General features: G+C 40.5%; 22 protein-coding genes. 21 read left to right on the top strand and 1 reads right to left on the bottom strand.

Annotation, left to right across the window (positions count from 1 at the left end):
- The first annotated feature begins 192 nt into the window (after nucleotides 1–192).
- From rpoE to pdxJ, 10 genes are all read left to right on the top strand, one after another.
- Nucleotides 193–771 carry an RNA polymerase sigma factor RpoE gene (rpoE, locus tag HWV02_RS20355; protein ID WP_067041729.1) on the top strand — a complete coding sequence of 193 codons (579 nt, stop codon included), beginning with the start codon at nucleotides 193–195 and terminating at the stop codon, nucleotides 769–771.
- Nucleotides 772–813: 42 nt separating this feature from the next.
- Entirely contained in the window at nucleotides 814–1362 is a 549-nt protein-coding gene (locus HWV02_RS20350; protein ID WP_211673187.1) for a sigma-E factor negative regulatory protein, read from the top strand.
- 13 nt (nucleotides 1363–1375) lie between these two features.
- The gene (locus tag HWV02_RS20345) at nucleotides 1376–2416 is read left to right on the top strand and encodes a MucB/RseB C-terminal domain-containing protein (protein ID WP_211689241.1); all 1041 of its coding nucleotides are present in this window, start codon (nucleotides 1376–1378) and stop codon (nucleotides 2414–2416) included.
- Nucleotides 2417–2503: 87 nt separating this feature from the next.
- Nucleotides 2504–2983: a SoxR reducing system RseC family protein gene (locus tag HWV02_RS20340; protein WP_211677632.1), complete on the top strand. Its 480-nt coding sequence runs from the start codon at nucleotides 2504–2506 to the stop codon at nucleotides 2981–2983.
- 91 nt (nucleotides 2984–3074) lie between these two features.
- Complete coding sequence (lepA, locus tag HWV02_RS20335) at nucleotides 3075–4871, top strand: translation elongation factor 4 (protein WP_211677629.1); 1797 nt, start codon at nucleotides 3075–3077, stop codon at nucleotides 4869–4871.
- Nucleotides 4872–4875: 4 nt separating this feature from the next.
- A complete protein-coding gene (lepB, locus tag HWV02_RS20330) occupies nucleotides 4876–5790 on the top strand; it encodes a signal peptidase I (protein ID WP_211677623.1) in 915 nt (304 codons plus the stop codon).
- 2 nt (nucleotides 5791–5792) lie between these two features.
- A complete protein-coding gene (gene rnc / locus HWV02_RS20325; protein WP_211689240.1) occupies nucleotides 5793–6464 on the top strand; it encodes a ribonuclease III in 672 nt (223 codons plus the stop codon).
- A complete protein-coding gene (era, locus tag HWV02_RS20320; RefSeq protein ID WP_211677619.1) occupies nucleotides 6461–7372 on the top strand; it encodes a GTPase Era in 912 nt (303 codons plus the stop codon). The genes rnc and era overlap by 4 nt, the downstream gene beginning before the upstream one ends.
- Nucleotides 7373–7385: 13 nt before the next feature.
- On the top strand, nucleotides 7386–8093 hold the full coding sequence (gene recO / locus HWV02_RS20315; RefSeq protein WP_211677617.1) for a DNA repair protein RecO: 708 nt from the start codon (nucleotides 7386–7388) through the stop codon (nucleotides 8091–8093).
- Complete coding sequence (pdxJ, locus tag HWV02_RS20310) at nucleotides 8086–8823, top strand: pyridoxine 5'-phosphate synthase (protein ID WP_211689239.1); 738 nt, start codon at nucleotides 8086–8088, stop codon at nucleotides 8821–8823. The genes recO and pdxJ overlap by 8 nt, the downstream gene beginning before the upstream one ends.
- Nucleotides 8824–8904: 81 nt before the next feature.
- On the opposite strand, the gene barA is transcribed toward pdxJ, so the two are convergent.
- Complete coding sequence (barA, locus tag HWV02_RS20305; RefSeq protein WP_211677614.1) at nucleotides 8905–11640, bottom strand: two-component sensor histidine kinase BarA; 2736 nt, start codon at nucleotides 11638–11640, stop codon at nucleotides 8905–8907.
- A gap of 118 nt (nucleotides 11641–11758) precedes the next feature.
- Here barA and rlmD point away from each other — a divergent pair, with 118 nt between their 5' ends.
- The 11 genes from rlmD (at nucleotide 11759) to HWV02_RS20250 (ending at nucleotide 26472) form a co-directional block, all read left to right on the top strand.
- Nucleotides 11759–13093, top strand: a complete 1335-nt coding sequence (gene rlmD / locus HWV02_RS20300) for a 23S rRNA (uracil(1939)-C(5))-methyltransferase RlmD (RefSeq protein ID WP_211677612.1) — start codon at nucleotides 11759–11761, stop codon at nucleotides 13091–13093.
- A gap of 40 nt (nucleotides 13094–13133) precedes the next feature.
- Nucleotides 13134–15380 carry a GTP diphosphokinase gene (gene relA, locus HWV02_RS20295; protein ID WP_211677606.1) on the top strand — a complete coding sequence of 749 codons (2247 nt, stop codon included), beginning with the start codon at nucleotides 13134–13136 and terminating at the stop codon, nucleotides 15378–15380.
- 382 nt (nucleotides 15381–15762) lie between these two features.
- On the top strand, nucleotides 15763–18969 hold the full coding sequence (locus tag HWV02_RS20290) for an HD domain-containing phosphohydrolase (RefSeq protein WP_211677605.1): 3207 nt from the start codon (nucleotides 15763–15765) through the stop codon (nucleotides 18967–18969).
- Between the two features lie 208 nt (nucleotides 18970–19177).
- Nucleotides 19178–19972 carry a nucleoside triphosphate pyrophosphohydrolase gene (mazG, locus tag HWV02_RS20285; protein ID WP_211689238.1) on the top strand — a complete coding sequence of 265 codons (795 nt, stop codon included), beginning with the start codon at nucleotides 19178–19180 and terminating at the stop codon, nucleotides 19970–19972.
- A gap of 152 nt (nucleotides 19973–20124) precedes the next feature.
- Nucleotides 20125–21762, top strand: coding sequence for a CTP synthase (locus tag HWV02_RS20280; RefSeq protein ID WP_211677603.1), 1638 nt, complete (start codon nucleotides 20125–20127; stop codon nucleotides 21760–21762).
- A 69-nt stretch (nucleotides 21763–21831) separates the two neighbouring features.
- Entirely contained in the window at nucleotides 21832–23133 is a 1302-nt protein-coding gene (gene eno / locus HWV02_RS20275) for a phosphopyruvate hydratase (protein WP_045108897.1), read from the top strand.
- A 125-nt stretch (nucleotides 23134–23258) separates the two neighbouring features.
- A complete protein-coding gene (gene ftsB / locus HWV02_RS20270; protein ID WP_211677602.1) occupies nucleotides 23259–23537 on the top strand; it encodes a cell division protein FtsB in 279 nt (92 codons plus the stop codon).
- 9 nt (nucleotides 23538–23546) lie between these two features.
- Nucleotides 23547–24239, top strand: a complete 693-nt coding sequence (gene ispD, locus HWV02_RS20265) for a 2-C-methyl-D-erythritol 4-phosphate cytidylyltransferase (protein WP_211677601.1) — start codon at nucleotides 23547–23549, stop codon at nucleotides 24237–24239.
- Nucleotides 24240–24251: 12 nt separating this feature from the next.
- On the top strand, nucleotides 24252–24731 hold the full coding sequence (gene ispF / locus HWV02_RS20260; protein ID WP_211689237.1) for a 2-C-methyl-D-erythritol 2,4-cyclodiphosphate synthase: 480 nt from the start codon (nucleotides 24252–24254) through the stop codon (nucleotides 24729–24731).
- Nucleotides 24732–24778: 47 nt separating this feature from the next.
- A complete protein-coding gene (gene truD, locus HWV02_RS20255; RefSeq protein WP_211680347.1) occupies nucleotides 24779–25834 on the top strand; it encodes a tRNA pseudouridine(13) synthase TruD in 1056 nt (351 codons plus the stop codon).
- Nucleotides 25831–26472 carry a protein-L-isoaspartate(D-aspartate) O-methyltransferase gene (locus HWV02_RS20250; protein WP_211677599.1) on the top strand — a complete coding sequence of 214 codons (642 nt, stop codon included), beginning with the start codon at nucleotides 25831–25833 and terminating at the stop codon, nucleotides 26470–26472. The genes truD and HWV02_RS20250 overlap by 4 nt, the downstream gene beginning before the upstream one ends.
- Nucleotides 26473–26519 lie beyond the last annotated feature (47 nt).

The raw sequence follows: 26519 nt of genomic DNA, 5'->3' as shown, positions 1-26519 counted from the left end.
GTAGGGCATTATAAGCTTTAAATCTCGGGCAATAAAAAGGTATTTTGATTTATTTGTCCTTATTTTGATTTAATTAGCGCAATGGCGAACTTTATTTGGCGTTAAAACGAACTTTATTTATATAACGCAGTCTGAAAAATACACATTAGTAATACTAGTGTCATCAGGATAATAAGAGGTTATGAGTTACTAATGAGTGCAAAAGAGACGGACTTGCAATTAGTCGAGCGAGTTCAAGGCGGTGACAAAGCCGCATTTAATTTATTGGTGACTAAATACCAACAGAAAGTGGCGAACCTGATCTCACGTTACGTTTCAGCCAGTGGTGACGTTGCCGATGTGACTCAGGAAGTGTTTATTAAAGCGTATCGTGCGTTGCCTAATTTTAGAGGTGATAGCGCGTTTTATACTTGGCTATATCGGATTGCCAGTAACACAGCTAAAAATTATTTAATTGCGCAAAGTAGACGACCACCTGCAAATGATGTTGATGCTGCAGATGCGGAGTTTTACGAAGGTAATGATGGCATGCGTGAGTCATCAACACCAGAACGGATTATTTTGGCGGAAGAAATGAAAGCAGTAATTTTTTCTGCTATTGACGCGTTACCTGATGAATTACGTACAGCGATAACATTACGTGAAATGGAAGGCATGAGTTATGACGATATAAGTATTGTCATGAGCTGCCCAGTGGGTACTGTTCGCTCACGTATTTTTCGAGCGCGTGAAGCGATTGAAGTAAAATTAAAACCCTTACTTCAACAGTAAGTTAAACACAGATTACGGACGAGTAAATTTAGGTAATTAATTATGATAGAAAAAGAACGTTTATCCTCCTTAGTAGACAATGAATATATCGATGCTGCACTACTTGATGAGTTAGGTAAGGATGAAGCATTATCTTCAAGTTGGCAGCATTACCACATGATTGGTGATGTGATGCGTGGTGAAACACCTGCAACGGTTAATTTAGATCTTACCCGTGCCATCACAGCTGCTATCGCCGAAGAACCTGAACTGACAATGCCAAAAGAAAGTGCAAACGACAGCTCTTTCTATCAGAAAGTAATCCAGCCTTGGCTAAAAACAGGTGGTCAATTTGCGATTGCGGCATCAGTTGCGTTAATGGTGATTACGGGTGTGCAATACAGCAATACCGAAGCTCCAATAACAGGACTTGAACCAGCGCTGAATGTGATGCCGTTTGCCGGTGTTGCATCACCAGTTAGTTTTAGTGTTGAATCACCTGATTCGCGTCAAGTACAGCCAGAATTTACGGATGAAGAAAAGGTAGAACAAGTGCGTCGTATTAATGCATTTGTACTTGATCATCAATTACAAAAACGCATCCAGCAATAATAGTGAGCCAGTAATGTTCAAGAAAAGTGTTGGTTTGTGGATCTTGTTGTTTTCATTTTTTACGCCGCAGGCATGGAGTGAAGCAACGTCAAGCAGTGAACAACTCGATAATAGCGTTGCGAATAAGAGTGTTTCAGGACAACCAAAATTATCCGCTGACGCATTGCTAGACAAGATGAAAACGGCGTTTAAGCAGTTAAATTATGATCTGTCTTATGTCGAAATTGAACGTGGTAGAATTACCCCTATGCGTTATAGTCATGGGCTAATTGATGGTGTGTCTGTTGGACATTTACTGTCATTAAATGGTAATCCACGTGAATATTTACGCCGCGGTAATATCACCAGTTTCTTTGAAGCTGAGCAGCCAGGTTATTCGTTATCATCAACCGCTATTCCGGGGTTATTATTTGATTTAATGGCAACTGAATTGACGCTTGATGATAGCTTATACCAAGCGATATATGTTGGTGGAAAATCACGTGTGACAGGGCGTTTAAGTCAAATTGTACGTGTTGTGCCGAATGATAAATATCGCTTTGGTTATTTAATCTGGATAGATTTAACTACCAATTTACCGCTGCGTATTGACATGATTAAAGACAGTGGTGAAGTGGTGTTCCAAGTGATGGCTATTTCACTGTATCAATTCCCTGATGTGACGCCTTGGTTAGAGCAGCTCAATGCGGTAAAATTACCACCGGTATTATCAGCAATGCAAACACAAGCATTAATGCCTGAACCAACGAAATCGGAGTGGAAAGCGACTTGGATACCTGATGGTTTCAAACAAATTGTGAGCAACAAACACCAGATCGCAGGTATAGGTCAAACAATTGATTATATGCAGTTTTCTGATGGGTTAGTCGATATATCTATCTATGTTAATACTAATGCGAAAGCGGGTAGTTTAAGCCAAGGGTTAGGTGTATCGGGACAAATTAGTTTACAATCTAAAATTACAGACGACATTGAGATTGTCGTGGTGGGTGAAGTGCCTAGCTTTACCGCCAAGAAAATTGCTGAATCAGTCGTCCGTAATACTGATAACTAATTTTTCTAGCATGCGTAACCGCGTTTAACAATAAAAGGTTTGTGTTGTTAAGTCGGTTACGATTGTTTTATATAAGGCATTTACCGTATGATTATTGAAACAGCTATCGTTCAAAGTGTTACTGGTGATCAGGTTTCGGTACAGTGCGAAAGCCAATCTGCTTGTAACCATTGTCACGCGAGCGATAACTGTGGTACCGGGACTGTAGCTAAAGCATTCCCACATCGTACTCACCGTTTTACGGTCACTAAAACAGCAGATGTTGTTACGGGTGACAAAATCGAAATTGGTTTACGTGAAAAAAATTTAGTCACCAGCGCAATGCTGGTTTACTTGTTACCATTAGCGGCAATTTTACTCTCACTTGGTCTTGGTCAGTATTTATCACAAGTTTTCCAATTTGAAGGTGAAGGCTTGGTTATTCTCGCGGCTTTTGTTGGTGGTTACATTGGTTTTAGTTGCACGCGGAAAATAAGCGTTACATTTGACCAACGCTTTGATTTTAAACCTAAAATGCTAGGTGTTGTAGCTCAATCGGAAGTGATAGGGCAATGGCGCGCTGATTAAAAGCAATGAAAGATAGCAGTCATCCCTTAAATCCGTTAAAATCTGCCTCATTAAGTGTCATATCTACTAAGTATTGGATATTATCTAACTCATGAAACACATTCGTAATTTTTCAATTATTGCCCATATCGATCACGGTAAATCAACTTTATCAGATCGTTTGATCTCATTTTGTGGTGGTTTATCTGACCGTGAAATGGCTGCACAGGTTCTTGACTCAATGGATATTGAGCGCGAGCGTGGCATTACAATTAAAGCACAAAGCGTAACGCTGGATTATAAAGCGAAGGATGGTGAAACTTACCAACTTAACTTTATTGATACGCCAGGGCACGTGGACTTCAGCTATGAGGTTTCTCGCTCATTAGCAGCCTGTGAGGGTGCTTTACTTGTTGTCGACGCTGGTCAAGGCGTAGAAGCACAAACTCTCGCAAACTGTTATACCGCTATTGAGATGGATCTGGAAGTTGTGCCGATCCTGAATAAAATCGATTTACCTGCCGCAGATCCAGATCGCGTAGCAGAAGAAATCGAAGAAATTATTGGCATTGATGCAATGGAAGCAACGCGTTGTTCTGCTAAGACTGGTTTAGGTATCGAAGACGTACTTGAAACAATTGTTAGAGACATTCCATGTCCATCAGAAGGTTCTGAAGACGCAGCACTGCAAGCGTTGATCATCGATTCATGGTTTGATAATTATCAAGGCGTTGTATCTTTGGTTCGTATTACCAATGGTGTACTACGTAAAGGTGACAAGATTACTGTTATGTCTACGGGTGAGTCTCACCTTGTTGATAAAGTCGGTATCTTCACACCAAAACAAACAGATACAGATGTGTTGCACTGCGGTGAAGTTGGTTTCGTGATCTGCGGAATCAAAGATATTTTAGGCGCTCCAGTGGGTGATACGTTAACTAATACGCGTAATCCTGCTGATGCACCTGTACCTGGTTTTAGTAAAGTTAAGCCTCAGGTTTATGCGGGTATGTTCCCAATTAGCTCTGACGATTATGAAGCGTTCCGTGATGCTCTGGGTAAACTCAGCCTAAACGATGCGTCTTTATTCTATGAACCAGAAAGTTCTTCTGCACTTGGTTTTGGTTTCCGTTGTGGTTTCTTAGGTTTACTACACATGGAAATCATTCAAGAGCGTTTAGAGCGTGAATACGATCTTGAACTGATTACGACGGCACCAACGGTTGTTTACGAAGTAGAAACCAAAAAAGGTGAAGTTGTTTACGTTGATAGCCCAGCTAAATTACCGGCAATTAATGATATTGAAGAAATTCGCGAGCCAATTGCAGAATGTAACATCCTAGTACCACAAGAATACTTAGGTAATGTAATAACCCTTTGTATTGCCAAGCGTGGTGTACAAACTAAGATGGATTATCACGGCAAGCAAGTTGCATTAACTTATGAGATCCCGATGGGTGAAGTAGTAATGGACTTCTTTGACCGTTTGAAATCGACAAGCCGTGGTTATGCGTCATTGGATTACTCTTTCAAATACTTCAATGCTGCTGACATGGTGCGTGTTGATGTATTGATTAACACGGATCGTGTCGACGCATTAGCGATGATCACTCACCGAGATAATGCGATTAATCGTGGTCGTTTACTGGTTGAAAAGATGAAGGAACTTATTCCTCGTCAAATGTTTAACATTGCAATTCAGGCGGTTATTGGTTCACAAGTTATTGCCCGTAGTACCGTAAAGCAAATGCGTAAAAACGTGATCGCTAAATGTTATGGCGGTGATATTAGCCGTAAGAAAAAACTGCTACAGAAGCAGAAAGATGGTAAGAAACGCATGAAGCAAGTAGGTAATGTTGAAGTACCTCAAGAAGCCTTCTTGGCTGTGTTGCATATCGGAAAGGATTAGATAAATGGCAACCTATTTTTCACTAATATTGGTATTGGTTACTTTCGTTAGCGGTATTATTTGGGCGTTAGATAAACTGATTTGGGAAAAGGCACGCGCTGAAAAAGTCGCGTTTGCTCAATCTCAAGCAGAATTACCAGCGGAAGCTATTGCAAAATTAGGGCAAGAATCGTTTATTGTTGAAAATGCAAAATCGATCTTCCCTGTGATTGCAGCGGTGATGGTATTACGTTCATTTTTATACGAACCATTTCAAATTCCATCAGGATCTATGATGCCAACGTTATTAGTTGGTGATTTTATTCTGGTTGAAAAATTTAGTTATGGTGTTAAAGATCCGGTATTACGTTCTACACTTATCGAAACAGGTAAACCAGAGCGTGGTGATGTTGCGGTATTTAAATACCCACCAGAGCCAACCGTTGATTACATTAAACGTGTGGTCGGTTTGCCGGGTGATCGTATAGCCTATCGTGGAAAGCAGGTTTTCATTCAACAAGCATGCAGCGGAACAAACTGCGCAGGGTTTAAAAAACTCGATCTTAGTTTAGTCGAAATTGGCAAATTTAAAGATCAAATGGTTGAATTACAGCAATACACAGAGCAACTTGGGGATGTTAAACACAACATTTTAATTAACCCTAGCCGTCCTGATTTAGTGCGTGATTTTTATCAGCAAGATAATCCGCCAACCCGTCAATATGAATGGGTTGTACCGGATGGTCATTACTTCATGATGGGTGATAACCGTGATAATAGTGCTGATAGCCGTTTTTGGGGTTTTGTTCCGGAAGCAAATTTAGTCGGAAAGGCTGTGTTCATTTGGACGAGTTTCGAATTTGAACGCGACCCAGATTCTTTATTACCTAGTTGGATCCCAACGGGTATACGCTTTAGTCGTATTGGCAAGTTAAAATAATTATGACAATTATATTAGAAAGATTACAAAAAGTATTAGGTTATCAGTACCAAGACGGTGCCCTGCTACAACAAGCGCTGACGCACCGTAGTGCTTATTACAAACATAATGAACGTCTTGAATTTTTAGGCGATTCGGTACTTGGCTTTATTATCTCAGATGCATTATTTAGCCAGTTTCCTGAGGTGCCGGAAGGTGATTTAAGCCGTATGCGTGCCACCTTAGTGAAAGGGTTAACGCTCGCTGAAATTGCGCGTGAGTTTGAATTAAGTGAGTGTTTAATCTTAGGCCCTGGTGAATTAAAAAGTGGTGGATTCCGTCGTGAATCTATCCTTGCAGATACAGTGGAAGCCTTAATTGGTGCTATGTATCTGGATAGCGATATCGAGAAAACGCGTGAACGTGTATTGGCTTGGTATGCATCACGTTTAGCAATGATCAAACCTGGTATCGGTCAGAAAGATGCTAAAACACAATTACAAGAATGGCTGCAAGGACGTAAGCAAGCTCTTCCATTGTATCAAGTAATGGAAGTTAAAGGTGAAGCTCATAATCAAGAGTTCACCATTCATTGCGTTATTGAAGGCCTAGAGAAACCTGTTACAGGTAAAGGTACTAGTCGTCGTAAAGCAGAACAAGAAGCAGCTCAAAAAGCATTGGAGCAATTACAATGAGTGATATGACTTATAGCGGCTTTGTTGCTATCGTTGGTCGTCCTAACGTAGGTAAATCAACGTTACTAAACCGCATTCTGGGACAAAAGGTAAGTATTACCTCGCGTAAACCACAAACGACTCGTCACCGTATTCTAGGTATTGATACTGAAGATAATCGTCAAACTGTGTATGTTGATACTCCAGGCCTACACATTGATGAAAAACGTGCAATTAACCGTTTAATGAACCGTGCAGCAAGCAGCTCATTAAAAGATATTGATGTTGATGCGGTGGTTTTTGTTGTTGATGGTACCCGTTGGACCGAAGACGATGACATGGTATTGAACAAGCTGCGTGATATTAAATGCCCAATCTACTTGGCGGTTAATAAAACCGATGCGATCAAAGATAAAGCGGAAGAGTTAATGCCACACCTTCAGGTATTGGCGTCGAAGTTTAACTTCGCGGAAATTATTCCTATCTCTGCAACGAAAGGGACAAACGTAGAAATGCTACGTGGTATTTGTTCGAAGCAGTTACAAGAAGGTGATTTTTACTTCCCTGAAGATTATGTAACTGATCGTTCTTCACGTTTCATGGCGTCTGAAATTATTCGTGAAAAACTGATGCGTTTTACAGGCCAAGAATTACCTTACTCAACCACGGTTGAGATCGAGCAGTTTAAAGTCAGTGAAAATGGCACGTTCCATATTAATGCGTTAATTTTAGTTGAGCGAGATACTCAAAAACGTATGGTTATTGGTAACAAAGGCTCGAAGTTAAAAACTATTGGTACAGAAGCACGACGTGATATGGAAACTTTGTTTGATAATAAAGTATTTCTAGAATGTTGGGTGAAAGTGAAATCTGGTTGGGCTGATGATGAACGTGCACTTCGTAGCTTAGGTTACGGAGATGAAGTGTAAATAGCATTATTGCATGGACTTACAAAACGCTTTTGTACTGCACCGTCGACCTTTTAAGGAGTCGAGTTTACTTATCGACTTCTTTACCATTAACGATGGTAAAATTTCGTTAGTAGGACGAGCAGGGCGAGGGCGTAAGAACAGTCAAAGTGCAATTTTACAGCCGTTTACCTTACTTAATATCGCCTATGCCGGCAAAGGTGGATTAAAATCCATGCGCCAGGTCGAGGCGGTATCAAATTCATTACCCCTCTCAGGTCGGCATCTCTATGCTAGCTTTTATCTCAATGAATTACTCTATCGCTTACTGGCCAGTGAACAAGCGAACCCCGAACTATTCTCCCATTATCAAAATGCATTATTAGCGTTAGCTAAACAACAACCCCTTGAACCCTTATTGCGTGAATTTGAACTTAATTTAATGCAATGTTTAGGTAACATTGGTGCGTTAAGCTATTGTGCTGATACCATGGATGCAGTGCTCCCCGAGCGTATGTATAAATACGTACCACATGTTGGGATTGTGCCATCTATTTATAAAGTTGCAGTGGATAGCTCATTTTTAGGTAAAGATTTACTCGCCTTTGAGCAAAGACAATTTAACCAAGAGAATTCAGCGGCTGCAAAGCGCTTTTGTCGACAAATGTTGTTACCCTATTTGGGCAACAAGCCGCTGAAAAGCAGAGAACTATTTATTAATAAGGGAATTAAACGTGAATAAGATCTTTTTAGGTGTCAACATTGACCATATCGCAACCCTGCGTCAAGCTAGAGGTACTACTTACCCTGATCCTGTGCATGCAGCATCTGTCGCCGAATTAAATGGCGCAGACGGCATTACAGTGCATTTACGTGAAGATCGTCGTCATATTCAAGATCGTGATGTGCGAGTGCTAAAAGAAACCATTCAAACGCGTATGAATCTGGAAATGGCTGTGACTGCTGAAATGCTGGATATTGCGTGTGAGATCGAACCTGAGTTTGTTTGTTTAGTACCTGAAAAACGTGAAGAACTGACAACTGAAGGTGGTTTGGATGTACTTGGCCAACAAGACAAGATAACTCAAGCGGTTAAACGTTTAAGCGAAGCAGGTATTCTTGTATCGTTATTTATCGATGCTGATAAAGAGCAAATTGATGCGGCGGTTGCAACTGGCGCGCCGTACATTGAAGTGCACACCGGTGCTTATGCGGATGCAGACTCTGAAGGCGAGCAACAAGCTGAATTGAAGAAGATCGCAGCTGGAGTGAGCTATGCGCATAACGCAGGATTGAAAGTAAATGCAGGTCACGGGTTGCATTACCATAACGTACAACCTATCGCGGCTATTCCTGAAATTTATGAATTGAATATCGGCCATGCAATTATTGCACGTGCGGCATTTGATGGTTTAGGTAAAGCGGTAAAAGACATGCAAATCATCATGCAAGAAGCGCGAAATAACCGCTAAGTTATTACCTCTTATACGTATGCAAAAAGGAGCCATTGGCTCCTTTTTATTGTGTGGTTGTTCGTAGATTTAGATTAGCGGTTAATTGGGTAAATAGGGCTGTGCTTCCTTAATAACTGTTTCAATGGCTTCTTGTAGTTCAAATATTTCGGGTTCAACATCTTCGATGTCTGCGCCCTTACGTAAACCACGCTCAATCTGATCGGCTAAATTCTGAATAGGTAATACCCCGCAACATGCTGCGCCACCGTGAAATTTATGAATGATTTTCTGAAATTCTGAGCGTGACAAACTTCGTGCTAAAGCTTGTTCAAGGTGCTCACTGATCTCTGGTAAGCTATTGATAAACATCTCTAGCATATCCACCGCAAGATCTTCTTTACCCATTGAACGTTGTAAGGTCAGTGGCCAATTTAAAATATGGTTTTGGACCGCACTGTTATCATGTGACGAACTGCCCCATTGCTGTAAGATACGCTTTAGAATAGACTCATCAATTGGTTTCGTTAAGTAATCATCCATACCTTTACTCAGTAGACGGTCACGTTCGCCACTCATGGCATGTGCGGTTACTGCAATAATCGGTGTTGATTGATTACGGCTGCCAGAACGAATTGATCTACAGGCGCTAATACCATCCATAATTGGCATTTGAATATCCATAAAGATAATATCAAAATCCATTTTATTGGCTTTGGCAACAGCTTCGGCACCGTTGCTACAGATTTCAATGCGAGTGACTGAATCTGTCAACATTGCACTAATAAGTTTTAGGTTCGCAGGATTATCATCGACCGCTAAAATTGACAGGTCAACTTTAGCTTTTGGTTTTTCAATCTTCAGCTGCGGGATTGGCTGTTCAGCTGGTTTTTCTAAATAGGCTAATGCATTCACAAGTTTACGGTGATTACATGGTTTTGTGAGGCAATGCCTTGCGCCAGTTTGAATGATTTCTTCTTGTAAGCAAGGGTCTGAAGAGTTAATTAATACTACGACTGCCGCATTAATATCATGACACTGGCTCATCTTATTATACATAGGTGTTAAATTGTTTTCATCGTTCTGAGCTATAATCACGCAGTGGTAAGGTTGCTCGATATAATGTTGCCACTCGGCTTCGTTAGCACAATGTAAAACGTCCAGATCCCAACTATTCAGCAAGGATATTAACGAACGTGCGGAGTAATTATCTACTTCATAGAGCAAGACTTGTTTACCTTTAAAGCCACTGACTGGCAGCGGTTCAGATAATGAAGTCGAGGTCATATTAAATTTAAGCGAGAATTTAAAGTTAGAACCTTGGCCTAAGTCAGAATCAAGCGAGATCTCACCGCCCATAAATTCAACTAAGCGTTGGGTAATAACCAGACCGAGTCCGGTACCGCCATAACGACGTGAGATACTGGTATCGGCTTGGTTAAAGGCTTCAAAGAGTTGCGCTTGTTGTTGTTCTGAAATGCCAATGCCGGTATCGCGGATATTCGTTTGAATAGTAACGCTATTATGTGTGGATTCCAGTAATTCAATATGGATATCAATATTACCACTTTCGGTGAACTTGATGGCATTACCCAGTAAGTTGGTGATCACTTGCTGGAATCGGAATGGATCACCAATAATGCCATCAGGAACATTCTTATCAACATGTAGGGATAGCTCAAGGCCTTTATCATGCACTGTTGGTGCGAGTAATATGGCGGCTTCTTCAATCGTGTCGCGTAGATTGAATGGGATCTGTTCTAGGGTTAACTTACCCGCTTCAAGCTTAGAAAAGTCGAGAATGTCATTAATGATGCTAAGCAAGTTCTTGGCTGATTTCTCAATGGTCTGTAAGTAATCGGTTTGATTCGGACTTAGTGACGTTTTTAATAGCTGGCGAGAGAAGCCAATCACCCCGTTAAGCGGTGTTCTTAACTCATGACTCATATTTGCTAAGAATTCAGATTTCACTCGTGCGGCTGCTTGAGCACGTTTTTTTGCCATATCTAATTCAATATTTTGAATTTCAATCTGCTCTAAGGTTTCCCGTAAATCAGAGGTTGCTTGGTCAATATTTTGCTGCATTTCTTCGTGATAAGCCGAGAGTGACTTTGCCATCGAGTTAATACCATTCTTGAGCAGTGCTAGTTCACCCGTGTGTTCACCGATTACTCTGGCATCGAGTCGGCCTTCTCTGATTCGATCAACGACGGTGACCATGTCGGTAATGGGCTGGGTAACGTTTTTAACTAATCGCCAGGAGAAGATAAGCGCGGTAAAGAAGCCTAGTAATACAATAAATACCGAGACCGTGGTATCGCGGTATTGCAGTAATATCGCTTTGTCACGAATGAGCTGAATAGATAAATAACCGAGGACCTGTTCCGGGTTTTCTAAACTTAATGGGAAATTGGTATTGTCAATTTCGGCAATAATCGGAGAACGCAGAATGATGTAATCATCAAGTACTTCGACTTGGGTGATTTCCGGCAGTTTGTTGTTGTCGGGGTTTTTAAGCACGGAAAAATTACGGTGGTAATTACTGGTTACAAACAGTTTATTATTGTTATCAAAAATGGCGATACTTTTAATCGTCGGCGCAAACTTGCGGTGGGTTAAACCGAGTAGTTTTTTCAGTGATTCTCGGCTGTTTTGTAACATGCCGTACTCACTCGCGATGGCCAGTGGCTCAATGATATTAATGCCCTGTTCAATAAGTACTGTCTCTAGTTGCTGATAGCGGTTAAAGGTGAAATAGCTGGCTAATAATGTCCCGATCAAAACTGTCGGTAAAATCGTCAGTGCCATTACTTTGGCACGAAGTCCGTATTTAGTCATAAAGTCATCTTATTGGTATCTGGTTTAATGCCATCTACAGAAGTTATTTAAGTATAAAGCGGGAAAGCAGGTTAGAATAATACCCTAATGATGACATAGGCAATAGTTGTATATCAATATGGCGCAAATTTTTAAAGCAAAAAAAGTACATAAAACTCCGAGTAAAGCGGTCGAGATCACTATTGAAAAATTAGATCATCAAGGTTTAGGTTTGGGTCGCCTTGATGGCAAAGCGGTATTTGTTGCTGGTGGATTACCAGGTGAACGCGTATCAGTGAATATTATTGAACAAAAAAAGCAATACGCAAAAGCGATCTTAAGAAAAGTAATAACGCCATCTGAGCAACGAATCGAACCAGCATGCCCGCATTATGCAACGTGTGGCGGCTGTAGTTTACAAACATTAGATAGCCATGTTCAGGCTGATTATAAACAAACTGCATTATTTAGTTTATTACAGAACTTCAGTAAAAATGATGATATTGAATTTGCTGAGCCTATATTATCGCAGCCTTGGCAGTATCGTCGTACTGCACGTCTAAGTGTGATGTTTGATCGTAAAGCCAAGACATTGGTATTTGGCTTCCGTGAACGTAACAGTAAATCCCTAGTCGCAATTAATCAGTGTCCGGTATTAGTACCCGCCTTGTCAGCATTGATTCAACCTTTACGCCAATTACTTGCTACGCTTAATGTACGTCGTGATTTAGGCCATATTGAGTTGTTTGCAGTGGATTCTGGCATTATTTGCTTATTCCGAATTTTAAAACCATTGAAGGATAAAGATCAAGATTTACTGCAAGCCTTTGCTGGTGAACATCAGTTAAGTATTTACCTACAACCTGAGCCTGAATCGATACTTAAATTAACCCCTGATACGCCAGCCGCTTGGTATCAGCTTGCTGATGGTGAATTTAAATTAAGTTTTACGCCGGGTAATTTTATTCAAGTGAACCCTGTGGTGAATAACCAAATGGTGGCGCAAGCACTCGATTGGCTAGATTTAAGCCCTGAAGACAGAGTATTAGATTTGTTCTGTGGTGGTGGTAACTTTAGTTTACCAGTTGCGCGTTTATGTCATTCAGTCGTAGGTGTGGAAGGTGTTGATGAAATGGTGCGTCAGGCACAAGTCAATGCAATGGCGAACAATGTCGATAATGCGGAATTCTATCAAGCGGACTTATCGGCTGACTTCTCTAAGCTATCTTGGGCAAAAAATAGGTTTGATAAAGTATTATTAGATCCTGCTCGAGCGGGGGCGGCAGAAACAGTGCAATATTTACATAAACTAAAAGTGAATAAAATTGTCTATGTATCTTGCAATCCAGCAACATTAGCGCGAGACTCGAAGTTGTTGATGGAAAAGCATTATAAATTAACACGCCTTGGTATGATTGATATGTTTCCACAAACGGGACATGTTGAGTCAATGGCGTTATTTGAACGCGTTTAGCGCGTGTATTTTTTGGTTTAATCTTGTTAGGAATTAAGACATGGTTGCGGTACGTGATTCTCATTTGACCAACCCGAAAGACTTTGATGCGAAGACCTGGACGTCTTCGTTAGCACTCACCTCGACAGAGCAAGATGAATTATTTGAGTTATATTCTCAATTAGCATTAAAAGAAACAGCTGAATCCTTAGAGGATGAAGCTGAAGTTCATTTCCCGTTACTTGCTTACGGGGTGGAAATGGTTGAAATATTGATGACCATGGATATGGATATGGATACCTTAAAGGTCGCTTTGCTATATCCATTTTTTGATGCCAAGTTATATGATAACGAACAAATTGACACCTTGTTTGGCTGCAAGTTATTACCCTTATTAGTCGCCGTTGTAGAGATGGATGCGATCCGTACGCTACAAGCAAAATCACAAAAGCCATCGGAAAGTCAGGTGGATAATCTACGCCGTATGTTAATGGCAATTGTGGATGATGTACGCGCGATTGTGATCAAATTAGCTGAACGTATTTGTCATCTTCGTCAGGTTAAAAATGAATCTGAAGAAGAGCGTGTACTAGCTGCAAAAGAAATTTCAGATATCTATGCGCCGCTTGCTAACCGTTTAGGTATTGGTCAGCTTAAGTGGGAATTAGAAGATCTATCATTCCGTTATTCGCATCCTGATACCTATAAAAAAATTGCCAAACTATTACTTGAACGGCGTATTGATCGCGAAGAGTTTATTGCTAACTTTGTCTCGCAAGTTAAAACGGGTGTTGAAGCTGCAGGCGGTAAAGTCGAAGTTTACGGACGTCCCAAGCATATCTACAGTATCTGGAAAAAGATGCAGAAGAAAAATTTGGATTTCACTGGTTTATATGACGTACGTGCAGTGCGTGTGATCGCGGCTGAATTACAGGATTGTTATGCTGCTTTAGGGGTTATTCATAATTTATTCCGTCCTATTCCCAGTGAATTTGATGACTATGTAGCAAATCCAAAAGCCAATGGTTATCAATCCATCCATACCGTTGTCGCGGTAGGGGATGAGAATAAAGCCGTTGAAGTACAGATCCGTACCAAGCAAATGCACGATGACGCAGAATTGGGTGTTGCTGCGCATTGGCGTTATAAAGAAGGTTCTGATAGCACCAAGAAAGGCAGTTACGAAGAGAAAATTGCTTGGCTACGTAAATTATTAGCATGGCAAGATGATATGGCTGAAAGCGGTAGCTTAGTTGATGAGTTACGCAGTCAGGTATTTGATGATCGTGTGTATGTGTTTACCCCAAAAGGTGATGTGGTTGATATGCCACAAGGTTCAACGCCGCTTGATTTTGCTTACTATGTACATAGTATGGTTGGTCATCGCTGTATTGGAGCCAAAATCAGTGGTCGTATTGTCCCGTTCACGTATGAACTACAGACTGGCGACCAGGTTGAAATTATCACCCAGAAAAATCCCAATCCAAGTCGTGATTGGTTATTACCGAATCTCGGTTATGTGAAATCTGCGCGCGCACGAGCCAAGATTAATACATACTTTAAGCGTCTTGATCGCGATAAGAATGTCGCCGCTGGTAAAGACATGTTAGAAGGTGAGTTGCATAAACTTAAACTCCAGCTGTCTGATGCGAGCTGTGCCTTCGAGCGTTTTAACTCTAATACGCTAGAAGATTTATTGGCCCAGGTTGGTAGTGGCGATGCGCGTCTTAACCAAGTAATTAACCATATTAAAGTACTGCTATTACAGCCTAGTGCGGAAGAAGAAGATAAGCTTGCGCTAGAGTTGGTTGACCAGCAAGTACAAAAATCACAAAACCAGCAGAAGAAAAAACGTAATAAAGATCATATTGTAGTGGAAGGGATGGGGAACTTGATGACCCATATTGCGAATTGTTGTCAGCCGATCCCTGGTGATGACATTGTCGGCTATATTACGCAAGGACGTGGTATCTCGATCCACCGTAATGGTTGTTTACAGTATGCTGATTTAAGTAATCGCCAACCAGAACGTATTATTGATGCGGTTTGGGGCGACGATTTTAGTGGCGGTTATCGTGTCACACTGGTGGTACATGCAACGGATCGTAGAGGTTTATTACGTGACTTAACGACTATCTTTGCTAATGATCGTATCCATGTCGTTGGTATGAATACTCGGACGGATACTAAGTTACAAACAGCGACGTTAGAGATTAATATCGAGCTTTATAATATTGATACTCTGAGCCATTTGACCAACCGTATGAGTCAGGTTAAAGGTGTGATTTACGCTAAGCGTTTAAGATAATTGATTACGTAAAATATGTATCTGTAATGTAGTGAACTATAAAGCCGGGATTGTGATTTCAATACCGGCTTTTATCTCAGAAATAATTTTACTTGTCGGTATGTCTACATCTGAAGTATTAGCGGTAGGTATTATAGCCAAGTCTTTTTCTTGTCATTTTGCATGTTATTTCCTTACTTACCAAATAAAACTCACACCAAAAACATACTTTAATCCACACGTTAGAAACTCCTATCACCTAATTACTTGATGTACATCGCATTCCCTTTATTTTTATCGAATACTCTTTCTAATTAGACAGAGTGTTCTGTTTATTTGCGGTAGCGTATGAAAAGCATGCTTTAAAGCTGTATAGAGTAATTGAATTTAAGGAAGAATTGCGATGAAATTAAGGAAATTTTCACTGCGCTTTACTGTCGGTACCATGTTTGTGCTTGCAACACTTATGACTGGATTTGTTGCGGTATCTTTGCAATACCATTTCAGCAAAAAAATGGCGATGGAACACACGTTGCAAAGTTTATCCAAGGCATCTTTCGATTTATCAGCATATATACAAAATTTAGAACGTGATGCCTCTAATACGGCACGCTTATTGGTTGCGATGAACCAGATGTTTGATATTCAATCTAATGAGATAGAGCTTAGTAATATTCTTGCCGAAATCATGATTGAAAATTCACTATTTTACAGTATCTATGTTGGCTCAGAGAATAATGATTTTTATCAATTGATTAACCTTGATTCTTCACCGATTGTACGAGAAAAGCTTGCTGCAAATCGGGATGATCGCTGGGTTGTTATCAAGATAACGGGTGATAGACAGAATCGAGTTCGTGGCACTTATTATTACGACAGTCACTTTGTATTACGAGACGTAAGCATTAGTGAGAGTAATTATTTTCCAACCGAAAGACCGTGGTATGTGGCTGCGAATACAGATTCGGTATTTAAAACAAAGCCCTACTTATTTCAACATTTAAAAATTACAGGTCAAACTTATTCACTCAAATTTAAAGACAAAAATAACCAAGATCAAAGTAGAATTCTGGGTATTGATATTGTGTTGTCTTCTATCGCAGATAAGTTGTCGAATAATTCATTCGATTTAAGTGATATTAGCGAAATTGAGTCTTATTTATACATAAAATCTGGCGAAGTTATCTCTTCAAGTCGTCAAGCCGCTAAGCGCATTGCCATCCCCAAATCTGATATGTTGGCGTTAACAGCGCAGCAGCGTAGCGTTATCAGCACAGCTGCGACAATAAAGATATCAAACCAAAATGACAGGGTGCCACTTGATTTTTCTTTATCCGGGAAGCCTCAAGGATATGCTATCGATATATTACTGTTGATTGAAGACATGACGGGGATTGATTTTGAGTTTATTAATGGCTTTTCTTGGTTCGAGTTAATTGACAAGTATAACAATGGCTCTTTAGATGGATTGCATTCATTACAGCAGAATCAGAGCAGTAGATATTCAGGTGTATATAGTGATCCTATTTATGATTTCAATTTTGCTTTGGTGACGCGTATGAGTAGTGCGGATGTTCATAATTATGCTGAATTGGCAGGACAGAAAGTTGCGATCTTATCGGGTTGGCCTATGACAGCTAAATTACGCCAAGATTTCCCTCACATTGAGTTGATTGAATTTGTGGATAGAAATGCAGCATTTAAATCTGTTTCGGAGGGGGACACTGACGCATTATTAGATGTTAAACCGGTACTCATTTCTGGATTATCGCAATATTTCTATAAAAATCTTAAGTTGCATGATGATATTATTGATCTAGTAGAACAATTTTCTTCAGCGTTTTACATCGTGCTTAAATCCGAGCATGAGGACCTGATTCCCATTATTAATGCTGCTATAGCTAATATTAGTGCTAACCAGCGAGCGGTACTTGCGAGTAAATGGCTTGGGAATAAAGTTATACACGACAATATTATGGTGCCCTATCAAGACCTAGTATCACTAACTGGAACACAAGGTAATCATGACCAAATTTTGGATCGTGTCATCGAAGATCAGGAAAAGTTAGTTTATATTAGTCCTGTTAAAGTTGGCGCCAATTCGGAAGAATTCTTCGCTGTAGTCATCCCGAAAAGAGTGATTTACCAGAAGGTAAATGAGCAGGTAAAAATAGCTATTTTTGTGACAGTTATTTTCATGTTATTGATGTTGCCTTTAGCTTGGTTGTTTGGTGCTCCGATTGTCAGACCAATTCGACAATTACGAATTGAAACGAGAAAAGTACAAGAGCGGCGCTATGATGAAGTGCAATTAGTGGATACGGCGATAAAAGAAGTCTGGGAATTATCTGAAGCTATGATGGATATGTCAAAAGACTTACAGCAATATGAAGCAGCACAAAAAGAATTCTTAGAAGCGTTTATTAAGCTTATTGCACAAGCCATTGATGATAAATCGAAATACACGGCTGGTCATTGTAATCGTGTGCCAGAGCTTGGCATAATGTTAGCAGAGGTTACTGAGCAATGTGATTCTGCGTTATTTAAAGATTTCAAATTTGCCAACGCGGATGAGAAACGTGAATTTAGAATTGCGGCTTGGCTACATGATTGTGGCAAGATCACGACACCTGAATATATTGTCGATAAGGGCACTAAATTAGAGGCAAATTACAACCGTATTCACGAAGTTAGAACGCGGTTTGAAGTGTTGTGGCGTGATGCTGAAATCTCCGCGCTCAAACAACAAATCGTATTACCAGAGCATAAGAGTACGATTGATGCTGCGCTTAAGGCCAAACAACAGAAGTTGACCGATGATTTTGCGTTTATTGCGGCATCGAATGTAGGCGGTGAGTTTATGAGTGATGATAAAGTTGCCCGCGTGAAGGTTTTATCAGAACAAACATGGTTACGTCATTTCGATGATAGTCTAGGACTGTCTTCGGCTGAAGAGCTACTGAAAAAAGAATCGTTAAATACCCGTTTACCAGTGATTGAAAAATTGCTTTCAGATAAAGCTGATCATATTGTTGAGCGAGATCGTAAAGTGGAGTTTGACCCTAAGTTTGGTATTAAGATGGACGTACCAGAGCATCAGTATAACTTAGGAGAAGTCTATAATTTAACGATTAGTCGCGGCACGTTAACCGCGGAAGACAGGTATAAGATCAATGAACATATGATCAGTACAATTAAGATGTTAGACAACCTCCCCTTTCCGCCAGAATTAAGTCGTGTCCCGCGTTACGCTTCAACTCACCATGAAACATTAAAAGGCACGGGTTATCCGCGTAAACTGACTGCTGATGATCTTTCTATTCCAGAACGTATCTTAGTGATCGCTGATATCTTTGAAGCCCTGACCGCGTCTGACCGTCCTTATAAGAAAGCTAAACCAGTCAGTGTTGCAGTTGATATCATGTATAAGATGGCCTTGGATCAGCATTTAGATATTGAGTTGTTTAGATTATTTTTACAAAGTGGTACGCATATTAAATATGCGCAAAAATATTTGAAGTCTGAACAAATTGATGAGATTGATTTAAGTAAGTATCTGCAACCAGAACACTTAGATGAGGTTGATTTAAGTAAACAATTGACTGCTTAATAGCCATTATAACGTACTGTGGAGCATCATCAGATGATTCATCGTGCGTTATAAACCCTTCCTAGATCATTTAGTCACGCCTCTCCAAACGTAATGAATATCATTATATACTCACTGATAAATCATTTAGTCTCAGTTATGGTTCAATTTAAAGTAATGAGTCAGGATCTTGGGATTTCGCAGAAAAGTTGAATTAATAGGATTTATTTTGAAAGAAAAGTACACGGTTAATGATTTACGGCATATTGTTGAGAAGTTACGTAATCCAGATACAGGATGCCCTTGGAACTTGCAGCAAAGCTTTGCGTCGATAGCTAAGTTTACGTTGGAGGAAGCTTATGAAGTTGTTGATACTATTGAAAATAATGATTTGAAAGGTCTTGAGGGTGAAGTTGGTGATCTGCTTTACCACGTACTCTATTATAGCCAATTAGGACAGGAAGAGGCGTTATTCAGCTTTGATGACGTTATTCAACAGCTTGCTGAGAAATTAATCCAACGTCATCCACATATTTTTGGTGAAATAAAACTACAGTCTGAATCTGAAGTTATTGCCGCATGGCAAAAACAAAAATCGAAAGAGCGTTTTGAAAATCATAAAAAACCGGCTCAACACAGTGCATTAGACAATATACCCAATGTTTTTCCTGCACTGGTTAGAGCGGCTAAAATACAGCAAAGAGCTGCCGATGTTAACTTTGATTTTGAACATTATAAGCAAGCATTATCAAAGGTTTATGAGGAGGTTGACGAAGTTGTTGCAGAAGCGGATGCTGTGGCTATTGATCAGGCTAAGTTAGAAGAAGAATTAGGTGATTTATTGTTCTCTGTAGTGAACGTCACACGCCACCTAAAACACGATCCTGAGCAAGCACTTCGTAAGGCAAATGAAAAGTTTGAAAAAAGATTTAGACAGGTCGAAGTACTTGCATTACAGAATGGTAAGATACTAAGTGATTGTTCTGTAGGGGAAATGGAATCATTTTGGCAGAAAGTGAAATAAAATTACAACATATGATCTACCGCACAGTTATCGAAAAACGACAATGCTATACTTGTCAACATTGTGGGATGAGGGGGATTTGTTTATAATGTCGTCCCTTCTGGTATATATTCAATAATACACATTTAATCCCTAACAACTTCAGGTTATGTATGACAACTAAGTACGTTTTTGTTACTGGTGGGGTAGTATCCTCATTAGGTAAAGGTATTGCGGCAGCATCATTAGCAGCTATTTTAGAAGCGCGTGGCTTAAAAGTCACAATGATGAAACTAGACCCTTACATTAACATTGATCCGGGCACAATGAGCCCGATTCAACATGGTGAAGTATTCGTAACGGACGATGGTGCTGAGACTGATCTAGATTTAGGTCACTATGAGCGCTTTATTCGTACTCACATGACTAAACGTAATAACTTTACAACAGGTAAAGTGTATTCATCAGTGCTTGCTAAAGAGCGCCGTGGTGATTACTTAGGTGCAACGATTCAGGTTATCCCACACATTACGAATGAGATCAAAGAACGCGTAATCGCGGGCAGTGAAGGCTTTGATGTTGCAGTAGTAGAAGTGGGTGGTACGGTAGGTGATATCGAATCTCAACCTTTCCTAGAAGCATTACGCCAAATGGGCGTGCAACTAGGTCGTGACCACACAATGTTTATGCATTTAACATTAGTTCCTTATTTAGGTGCTGCTGGTGAAGTTAAAACAAAACCAACACAACACTCAGTGAAAGAGCTACGTTCAATTGGTATTCAGCCTGACATCCTAATTTGTCGTTCTGATCGTAATGTACCAGCGAACGAACGCGCTAAAATCTCGTTATTCTGTAACGTAGAAGAAAAAGCCGTTATTTCACTGAAAGATGTAGACAGTATTTACAAAATTCCTGCGCTATTAAAATCACAAGGTCTAGACGAGCTAATTGTTAACCGTTTCGGTTTAACAGCACCAGAAGCCGATCTAGCTGAGTGGGAACAGGTAATTTTCGAAGAAGCTAACCCAACTGAAGAAATTATTATCGGTATGGTTGGTAAATACATCGAACTACCAGACGCATACAAATCAGTAAATGAAGCACTTAAGCACGGTGGTTTGAAAAATCGTCTAAGCGTGAAAATTAAATATATTGATTCACAAGATCTTGAAGCGAAAGGCACTGATATTCTAAAAACTGTTGACGGTATCTTGGTACCAGGTGGTTTCGGTGAACGTGGTGTTGAAGGTAAAATTCTTGCAGCTCAATTTGCGCGTGAGAACAAGGTTCCTTACTTCGGTATCTGTTTAGGTATGCAAGTAGCGCTAATCGAATTCGCACGTAATGTTGCAGGTCTAGAAGGCGCACATTCAACAGAATTTAATCCAGAAACTAAGTTCCCTGTAGTTGGTTTAATTACAGAATGGATTGATGAATCAGGTAACGTTGAAGAACGTACTGGCGCATCAGATCTGGGTGGTACTATGCGTTTAGGTGCACAACTTTGCCACCTGAAAGCGGGTAGTAAAGTAAGAGAAATGTACGGTAGTGCGACGATTAAAGAACGTCATCGTCACCGTTATGAAGTTAACAACAACCTTCTTCCTAAAATCGAGAAAGCAGGCCTTAAAGTAACAGGTTTATCTGCGGATAAGAAATTAGTAGAGATTGTTGAGAATCCGAATCATCCTTGGTTTGTTGCTGCGCAATTCCACCCGGAATTCACGTCAACACCACGAGATGGTCACGCATTATTTGAAGGATTCATTAATGCTGCTGGTGAAAATAAAAAATCATCAACTAGCTAATCAGAGATTTTAATATTAGTGCCGCGGTAACGCGGCATACTTAAATTTTTAATAGTTAAGGAAGTAAAAATGTCTAAGATCGTTAAAATTATTGGTCGCGAAATCATTGATTCACGTGGTAACCCTACTGTTGAAGCTGAAGTTCACCTAGAAGGTGGTTTCATCGGTATGGCACCTGCTCCATCTGGTGCATCAACAGGTTCTCGTGAAGCACTTGAATTACGTGACGGCGACAAAACTCGCTTTTTAGGTAAAGGTGTTCTTAAAGCTGTTGCAGCAATCAATGGTCCAATTGCTGAAGCACTAATTGGTAAAGATGCAACTGATCAAGCTGCAATCGACCAAGTGATGATCGATCTAGACGGTACTGAAAACAAAGCTAACTTCGGTGCTAATGCTATCCTTGCTGTTTCTCTAGCTAACGCTAAAGCGGCTGCATCTGCAAAAGGTTTACCACTTTACGCTCACATTGCTGAGTTAAATGGTACTCCTGGTCAATACTCTATGCCTCTACCAATGATGAACATCATCAACGGTGGCGAGCACGCTGATAACAACGTAGACATTCAAGAGTTCATGATCCAACCTGTTGGCGCTAAAACTCTTAAAGAAGCACTACGTATCGGTGCTGAAGTATTCCACAACCTAGCTAAAGTTCTTAAGTCTAAAGGTCTAAGTACAGCTGTTGGTGATGAAGGTGGTTTTGCTCCCGACCTAGAATCAAATGCTGCTGCACTAGCTGCAATTGAAGAAGCTGTTAAAGCTGCTGGTTATGAAATGGGTAAAGACGTTACACTTGCTATGGATTGTGCTGCTTCTGAGTTCTATAACAAAGAAGAAGGTATCTACGATCTTAAAGGCGAAGGTAAGAAATTTACTGCTGAAGAGTTCAACCACTATCTTGCTGGTCTTGTTGACCAATACCCAATCGTATCGATTGAAGATGGTCTAGATGAATCTGATTGGGCTGGTTTCAAACACCAGACTGAACTACTAGGTGACAAGATCCAATTAGTTGGTGATGATTTATTTGTGACTAACACTAAGATTTTGACACGTGGTATTGAAGAAGGTATCACTAACTCAATCCTAATCAAATTCAACCAAATTGGTTCACTAACTGAAACGTTAGCAGCAATCAAAATGGCGAAAGACGCAGGCTTTACAGCTGTAATCTCTCACCGTTCTGGTGAAACTGAAGATGCAACAATTGCTGACCTTGCTGTTGGTACATGTGCTGGCCAAATCAAAACGGGTTCTATGAGCCGTTCAGATCGTGTTGCTAAGTACAACCAATTAATCCGTATCGAAGAAGCGCTAGGTGATGCTGCTCCTTTCCACGGTCTTAAAGAGGTTAAGGGTCAAGCTTAATTTGCTTAACTGTTAATTCTGAATAGATTAAAAAACCCGCTTTTTAGCGGGTTTTTTTTATGTATACGCTAACCAAACTCTGCATTATATGTGACAATAACTGATTAATTTACAGGATGATTGTCATGCGCCTTCTTTATTTTGTATTAATCTCCATACTCAGCTTGCTAATCTATCATTTTATTGCCGGTAATAACGGGGTGATGGATTACAGTCGTATCGAACGTGAAGTCATCGTTCAGCAAATGAATAATCAAGTTTTAATCGATCGTAATACCGCGTTAAAAAATGAAATATTAGATTTACGCAATGGGTATGACGCGATAGAAGAGCGTACCCGTAATGAACTTGGCATGATTAAAGAAGGTGAGACCTTCTACCGTATTATTAGTGATGATAACTAGGTTAGCGAGATGACAGAACAATTTATTGCGGTTGTCCCAGCCGCTGGCGTCGGCGCCAGAATGGGCGCGAGTATACCCAAGCAATATTTGATGTTGCAAGATAAAACAGTGATTGAACACACGTTAACGGCGTTGTTAAGTCACCCTAATATTGCGCAAGTCGTTGTGGCCCTCGGCCCGGAAGATGGCTGGTTTACTGATATTGCTATCGCGAAAGATCCGGCAATTATCCGTGTGAATGGCGGTAAAGAGCGTGCAGATTCGGTACTCGCGGGATTGCAGGCTTGTCAGTCGTATAATTGGGTTCTGGTACATGATGCCGCACGGCCTTGTCTTACTCATGCCGATGTGGACAGTTTGATTGCTGGCGCACTGGCATCTGAACATGGTGCTATTCTAGGGTGCCAGGTTCGCGATACAATGAAACGTACTGATGCTAATGGCAATATTATTACGACGGTCGAGCGTGATTTATTATGGCATGCGTTAACACCACAAATGTTTCCCGTTAAATTGTTAACCGATGCGTTAACTGCGGGATTAGCGAGTAATGCGAATATTACCGATGAGGCTTCAGCCATTGAACGATTAGGTTTAATGCCCAAAATGGTCGTTGGTCGCGCGGATAATATTAAAATTACACGTCCAGAAGACATGCCGTTAGCAACACTGTATCTACAACAGTCAGTGAATAATAAATAGGGAAAATATTTAATGTTTAGAATTGGTCATGGTTTTGATGTTCATAAATTTGGTAATTCTGGTCCTGTTATGATTAACGGTGTCGCGATCCCTTATGAACAAGGTTTTCTGGCTCACTCAGATGGTGATGTGGCGTTACATGCGATTTGCGATGCGCTACTTGGTGCTTTAGCGCTTGGTGATATTGGCCATCATTTTCCTGATACGTCGGCTGAATTCGAAAATATTGATAGCCGTATTCTATTACGCGATGTGTTTAGTAAAGTCAAAGAACTGGGTTATCGCATTGGTAATTTAGATGTCACTATTATTGCTCAAGCACCTAAAATTGCCCCACATATTCAAGCAATGCGTGCAGTATTAAGCACGGATCTTGAAACCGAATTGTCAGCGGTGAATGTGAAAGCAACCACCACTGAAAAACTCGGATTCACTGGTCGTAAAGAAGGCGTGGCATGCGAAGCTGTCGTGCTGTTAATGAAAAATACATAATAAGTGAATATAAATTAATGCAAACTAATCCTAATGCGGAGACATCAATGCTTCCTGAATTTGAATATTTATATGGCAAACCTAACGTAACTGGTTTTATTAAGCAGGAAGCTGCCGATTTTGTGGTTATTGAAGACCTTGGTTTTGAATTAACGGGTGAAGGTGAACACATCTTTATTTCCATCCGTAAAATAGGTGAAAATACCCAATATGTTGCCCGTGAATTAGCCAAAGCAGCCGGTGTTTCAGGCAAGGATGTGAGTTATGCTGGGCTTAAAGACCGCCATGCTATTACTGAACAATGGTTTGGTATTCACATGGCGGGTAAAGAAACTCCCGATTTTTCTGTGATTGAAACAGCGCAAATTAAAGTATTAAAAATTGTTCGTCATAATAAAAAGTTACGTACTGGTGCATTAAAAGGTAATCAATTTACATTAAAACTAACGGACCTAAGCAGTACGGATGGATTAGCCGAGCGTTTAGAAAAAATTAAAACCACTGGTGTGCCGAACTATTTCGGTGAACAGCGATTTGGTCAAAACGGTAATAACATTGTGCGCGCACAAGCGATGTTTGCGGGTGAAAAAGTAAAAGATCGTAATAAGCGTAGTTTTTATATTTCAGCTGCACGTAGTTTGATATTCAATCATGTTGTCAGTGAACGAATTAAACAAGATAAATGGCAAACTGCAATGTCAGGTGATTGCTTTATTCTACAGGGTTCTAATTCATTCTTTGCGGAAGAAACCTTAACTGACGACATTATCGAACGTGTTGCCCAAGGCGCGCTACAATTATCGGCGCCACTCGTTGGTAAAGGTAACAGCAGCGCGACGAACGAAGCGCTAACATTTGAAAGCAGTATCATTACGCAATATCCAGAATTGCTTGAAGGTTTAAGTGCTGCGGGCCTACGTCAAGAGCGTAAAGCGTTAATATTACGTCCTGAAAACTTTAGCTACCAGCTAGCTGAAGATAGCCTAACAGTAAGTTTCTATCTGCCATCGGGTTGTTTTGCGACGAGTATTGTACGTGAATTGATTGAAGAAAAAGTCGTTATTCGTCACTTTGACCAAGCGCCAACATCAGGAACCGTATGATTGAATTGGGTAATACAGGAGTAGCAGGGCAGCGTATAAAAGCGCTGCTTGAAGAACAAGGAATTCGAGAACCGAGCGTGTTAGCTGCAATGCAAAATACACCTCGAAACTATTTTGTTGAAGAAGCGCTAGCGTTACAGGCATGGGGAAATCAGGCTTTACCCATTGGGGCAGGGCAAACGATATCTCAGCCTTATATTGTTGCACGAATGACGGAACTATTATTGCAAACTAAGCCAACAAAAGTATTGGAAATCGGCACGGGTTCAGGTTATCAAACGGCTATTTTAGCGCAGGTATTTCCACAGGTTTATTCGGTGGAACGGATCCAAGCGTTACAATGGCAAGCGAAGCGTCGGTTAAAGAATCTCGATCTGCATAACGTGATGATGAAATACGGCGATGGTTGGCAAGGTTGGCAGAGCAAAGGCCCTTTCGATGCTATTATCGTGACTGCTGCCCCCGCTTCTGTACCACAAGCATTACTGACGCAACTGGTTGATGGCGGGCAACTAATTTTGCCATTAGGTGTCGAATCTCAGGTGTTGCAAGTGATCACTCGTAATGGTGATACTTATACCAGTCAAAACATTGAACATGTCAGATTTGTGCCATTAATTATCGGCGATTTAGCGTGACGGTGTTTTTGCTAAACTTGAGGGTTATGGTATTTAAATCATGGGAT

This window comes from Moritella sp. 28 (genome assembly GCF_018219435.1).
Lineage (GTDB): Bacteria > Pseudomonadota > Gammaproteobacteria > Enterobacterales > Moritellaceae > Moritella.
This window is presented reverse-complemented; position numbering and strand designations above follow the sequence as displayed.

Bases quoted from the DNA above. Each gene is read 5' to 3' on its own strand.
- rpoE (WP_067041729.1), top strand. From the start codon at position 193: ATGAGTGCAAAAGAGACGGACTTGCAATTAGTCGAGCGAGTTCAAGGC.
- HWV02_RS20350 (WP_211673187.1), top strand. From the start codon at position 814: ATGATAGAAAAAGAACGTTTATCCTCCTTAGTAGACAATGAATATATC.
- HWV02_RS20345 (WP_211689241.1), top strand. From the start codon at position 1,376: ATGTTCAAGAAAAGTGTTGGTTTGTGGATCTTGTTGTTTTCATTTTTT.
- HWV02_RS20340 (WP_211677632.1), top strand. From the start codon at position 2,504: ATGATTATTGAAACAGCTATCGTTCAAAGTGTTACTGGTGATCAGGTT.
- lepA (WP_211677629.1), top strand. From the start codon at position 3,075: ATGAAACACATTCGTAATTTTTCAATTATTGCCCATATCGATCACGGT.
- lepB (WP_211677623.1), top strand. From the start codon at position 4,876: ATGGCAACCTATTTTTCACTAATATTGGTATTGGTTACTTTCGTTAGC.
- rnc (WP_211689240.1), top strand. From the start codon at position 5,793: ATGACAATTATATTAGAAAGATTACAAAAAGTATTAGGTTATCAGTAC.
- era (WP_211677619.1), top strand. From the start codon at position 6,461: ATGAGTGATATGACTTATAGCGGCTTTGTTGCTATCGTTGGTCGTCCT.
- recO (WP_211677617.1), top strand. From the start codon at position 7,386: ATGGACTTACAAAACGCTTTTGTACTGCACCGTCGACCTTTTAAGGAG.
- barA (WP_211677614.1), bottom strand. From the start codon at position 11,640: ATGACTAAATACGGACTTCGTGCCAAAGTAATGGCACTGACGATTTTA.
- rlmD (WP_211677612.1), top strand. From the start codon at position 11,759: ATGGCGCAAATTTTTAAAGCAAAAAAAGTACATAAAACTCCGAGTAAA.
- relA (WP_211677606.1), top strand. From the start codon at position 13,134: ATGGTTGCGGTACGTGATTCTCATTTGACCAACCCGAAAGACTTTGAT.
- HWV02_RS20290 (WP_211677605.1), top strand. From the start codon at position 15,763: ATGAAATTAAGGAAATTTTCACTGCGCTTTACTGTCGGTACCATGTTT.
- HWV02_RS20280 (WP_211677603.1), top strand. From the start codon at position 20,125: ATGACAACTAAGTACGTTTTTGTTACTGGTGGGGTAGTATCCTCATTA.
- eno (WP_045108897.1), top strand. From the start codon at position 21,832: ATGTCTAAGATCGTTAAAATTATTGGTCGCGAAATCATTGATTCACGT.
- ftsB (WP_211677602.1), top strand. From the start codon at position 23,259: ATGCGCCTTCTTTATTTTGTATTAATCTCCATACTCAGCTTGCTAATC.
- ispD (WP_211677601.1), top strand. From the start codon at position 23,547: ATGACAGAACAATTTATTGCGGTTGTCCCAGCCGCTGGCGTCGGCGCC.
- ispF (WP_211689237.1), top strand. From the start codon at position 24,252: ATGTTTAGAATTGGTCATGGTTTTGATGTTCATAAATTTGGTAATTCT.
- truD (WP_211680347.1), top strand. From the start codon at position 24,779: ATGCTTCCTGAATTTGAATATTTATATGGCAAACCTAACGTAACTGGT.
- HWV02_RS20250 (WP_211677599.1), top strand. From the start codon at position 25,831: ATGATTGAATTGGGTAATACAGGAGTAGCAGGGCAGCGTATAAAAGCG.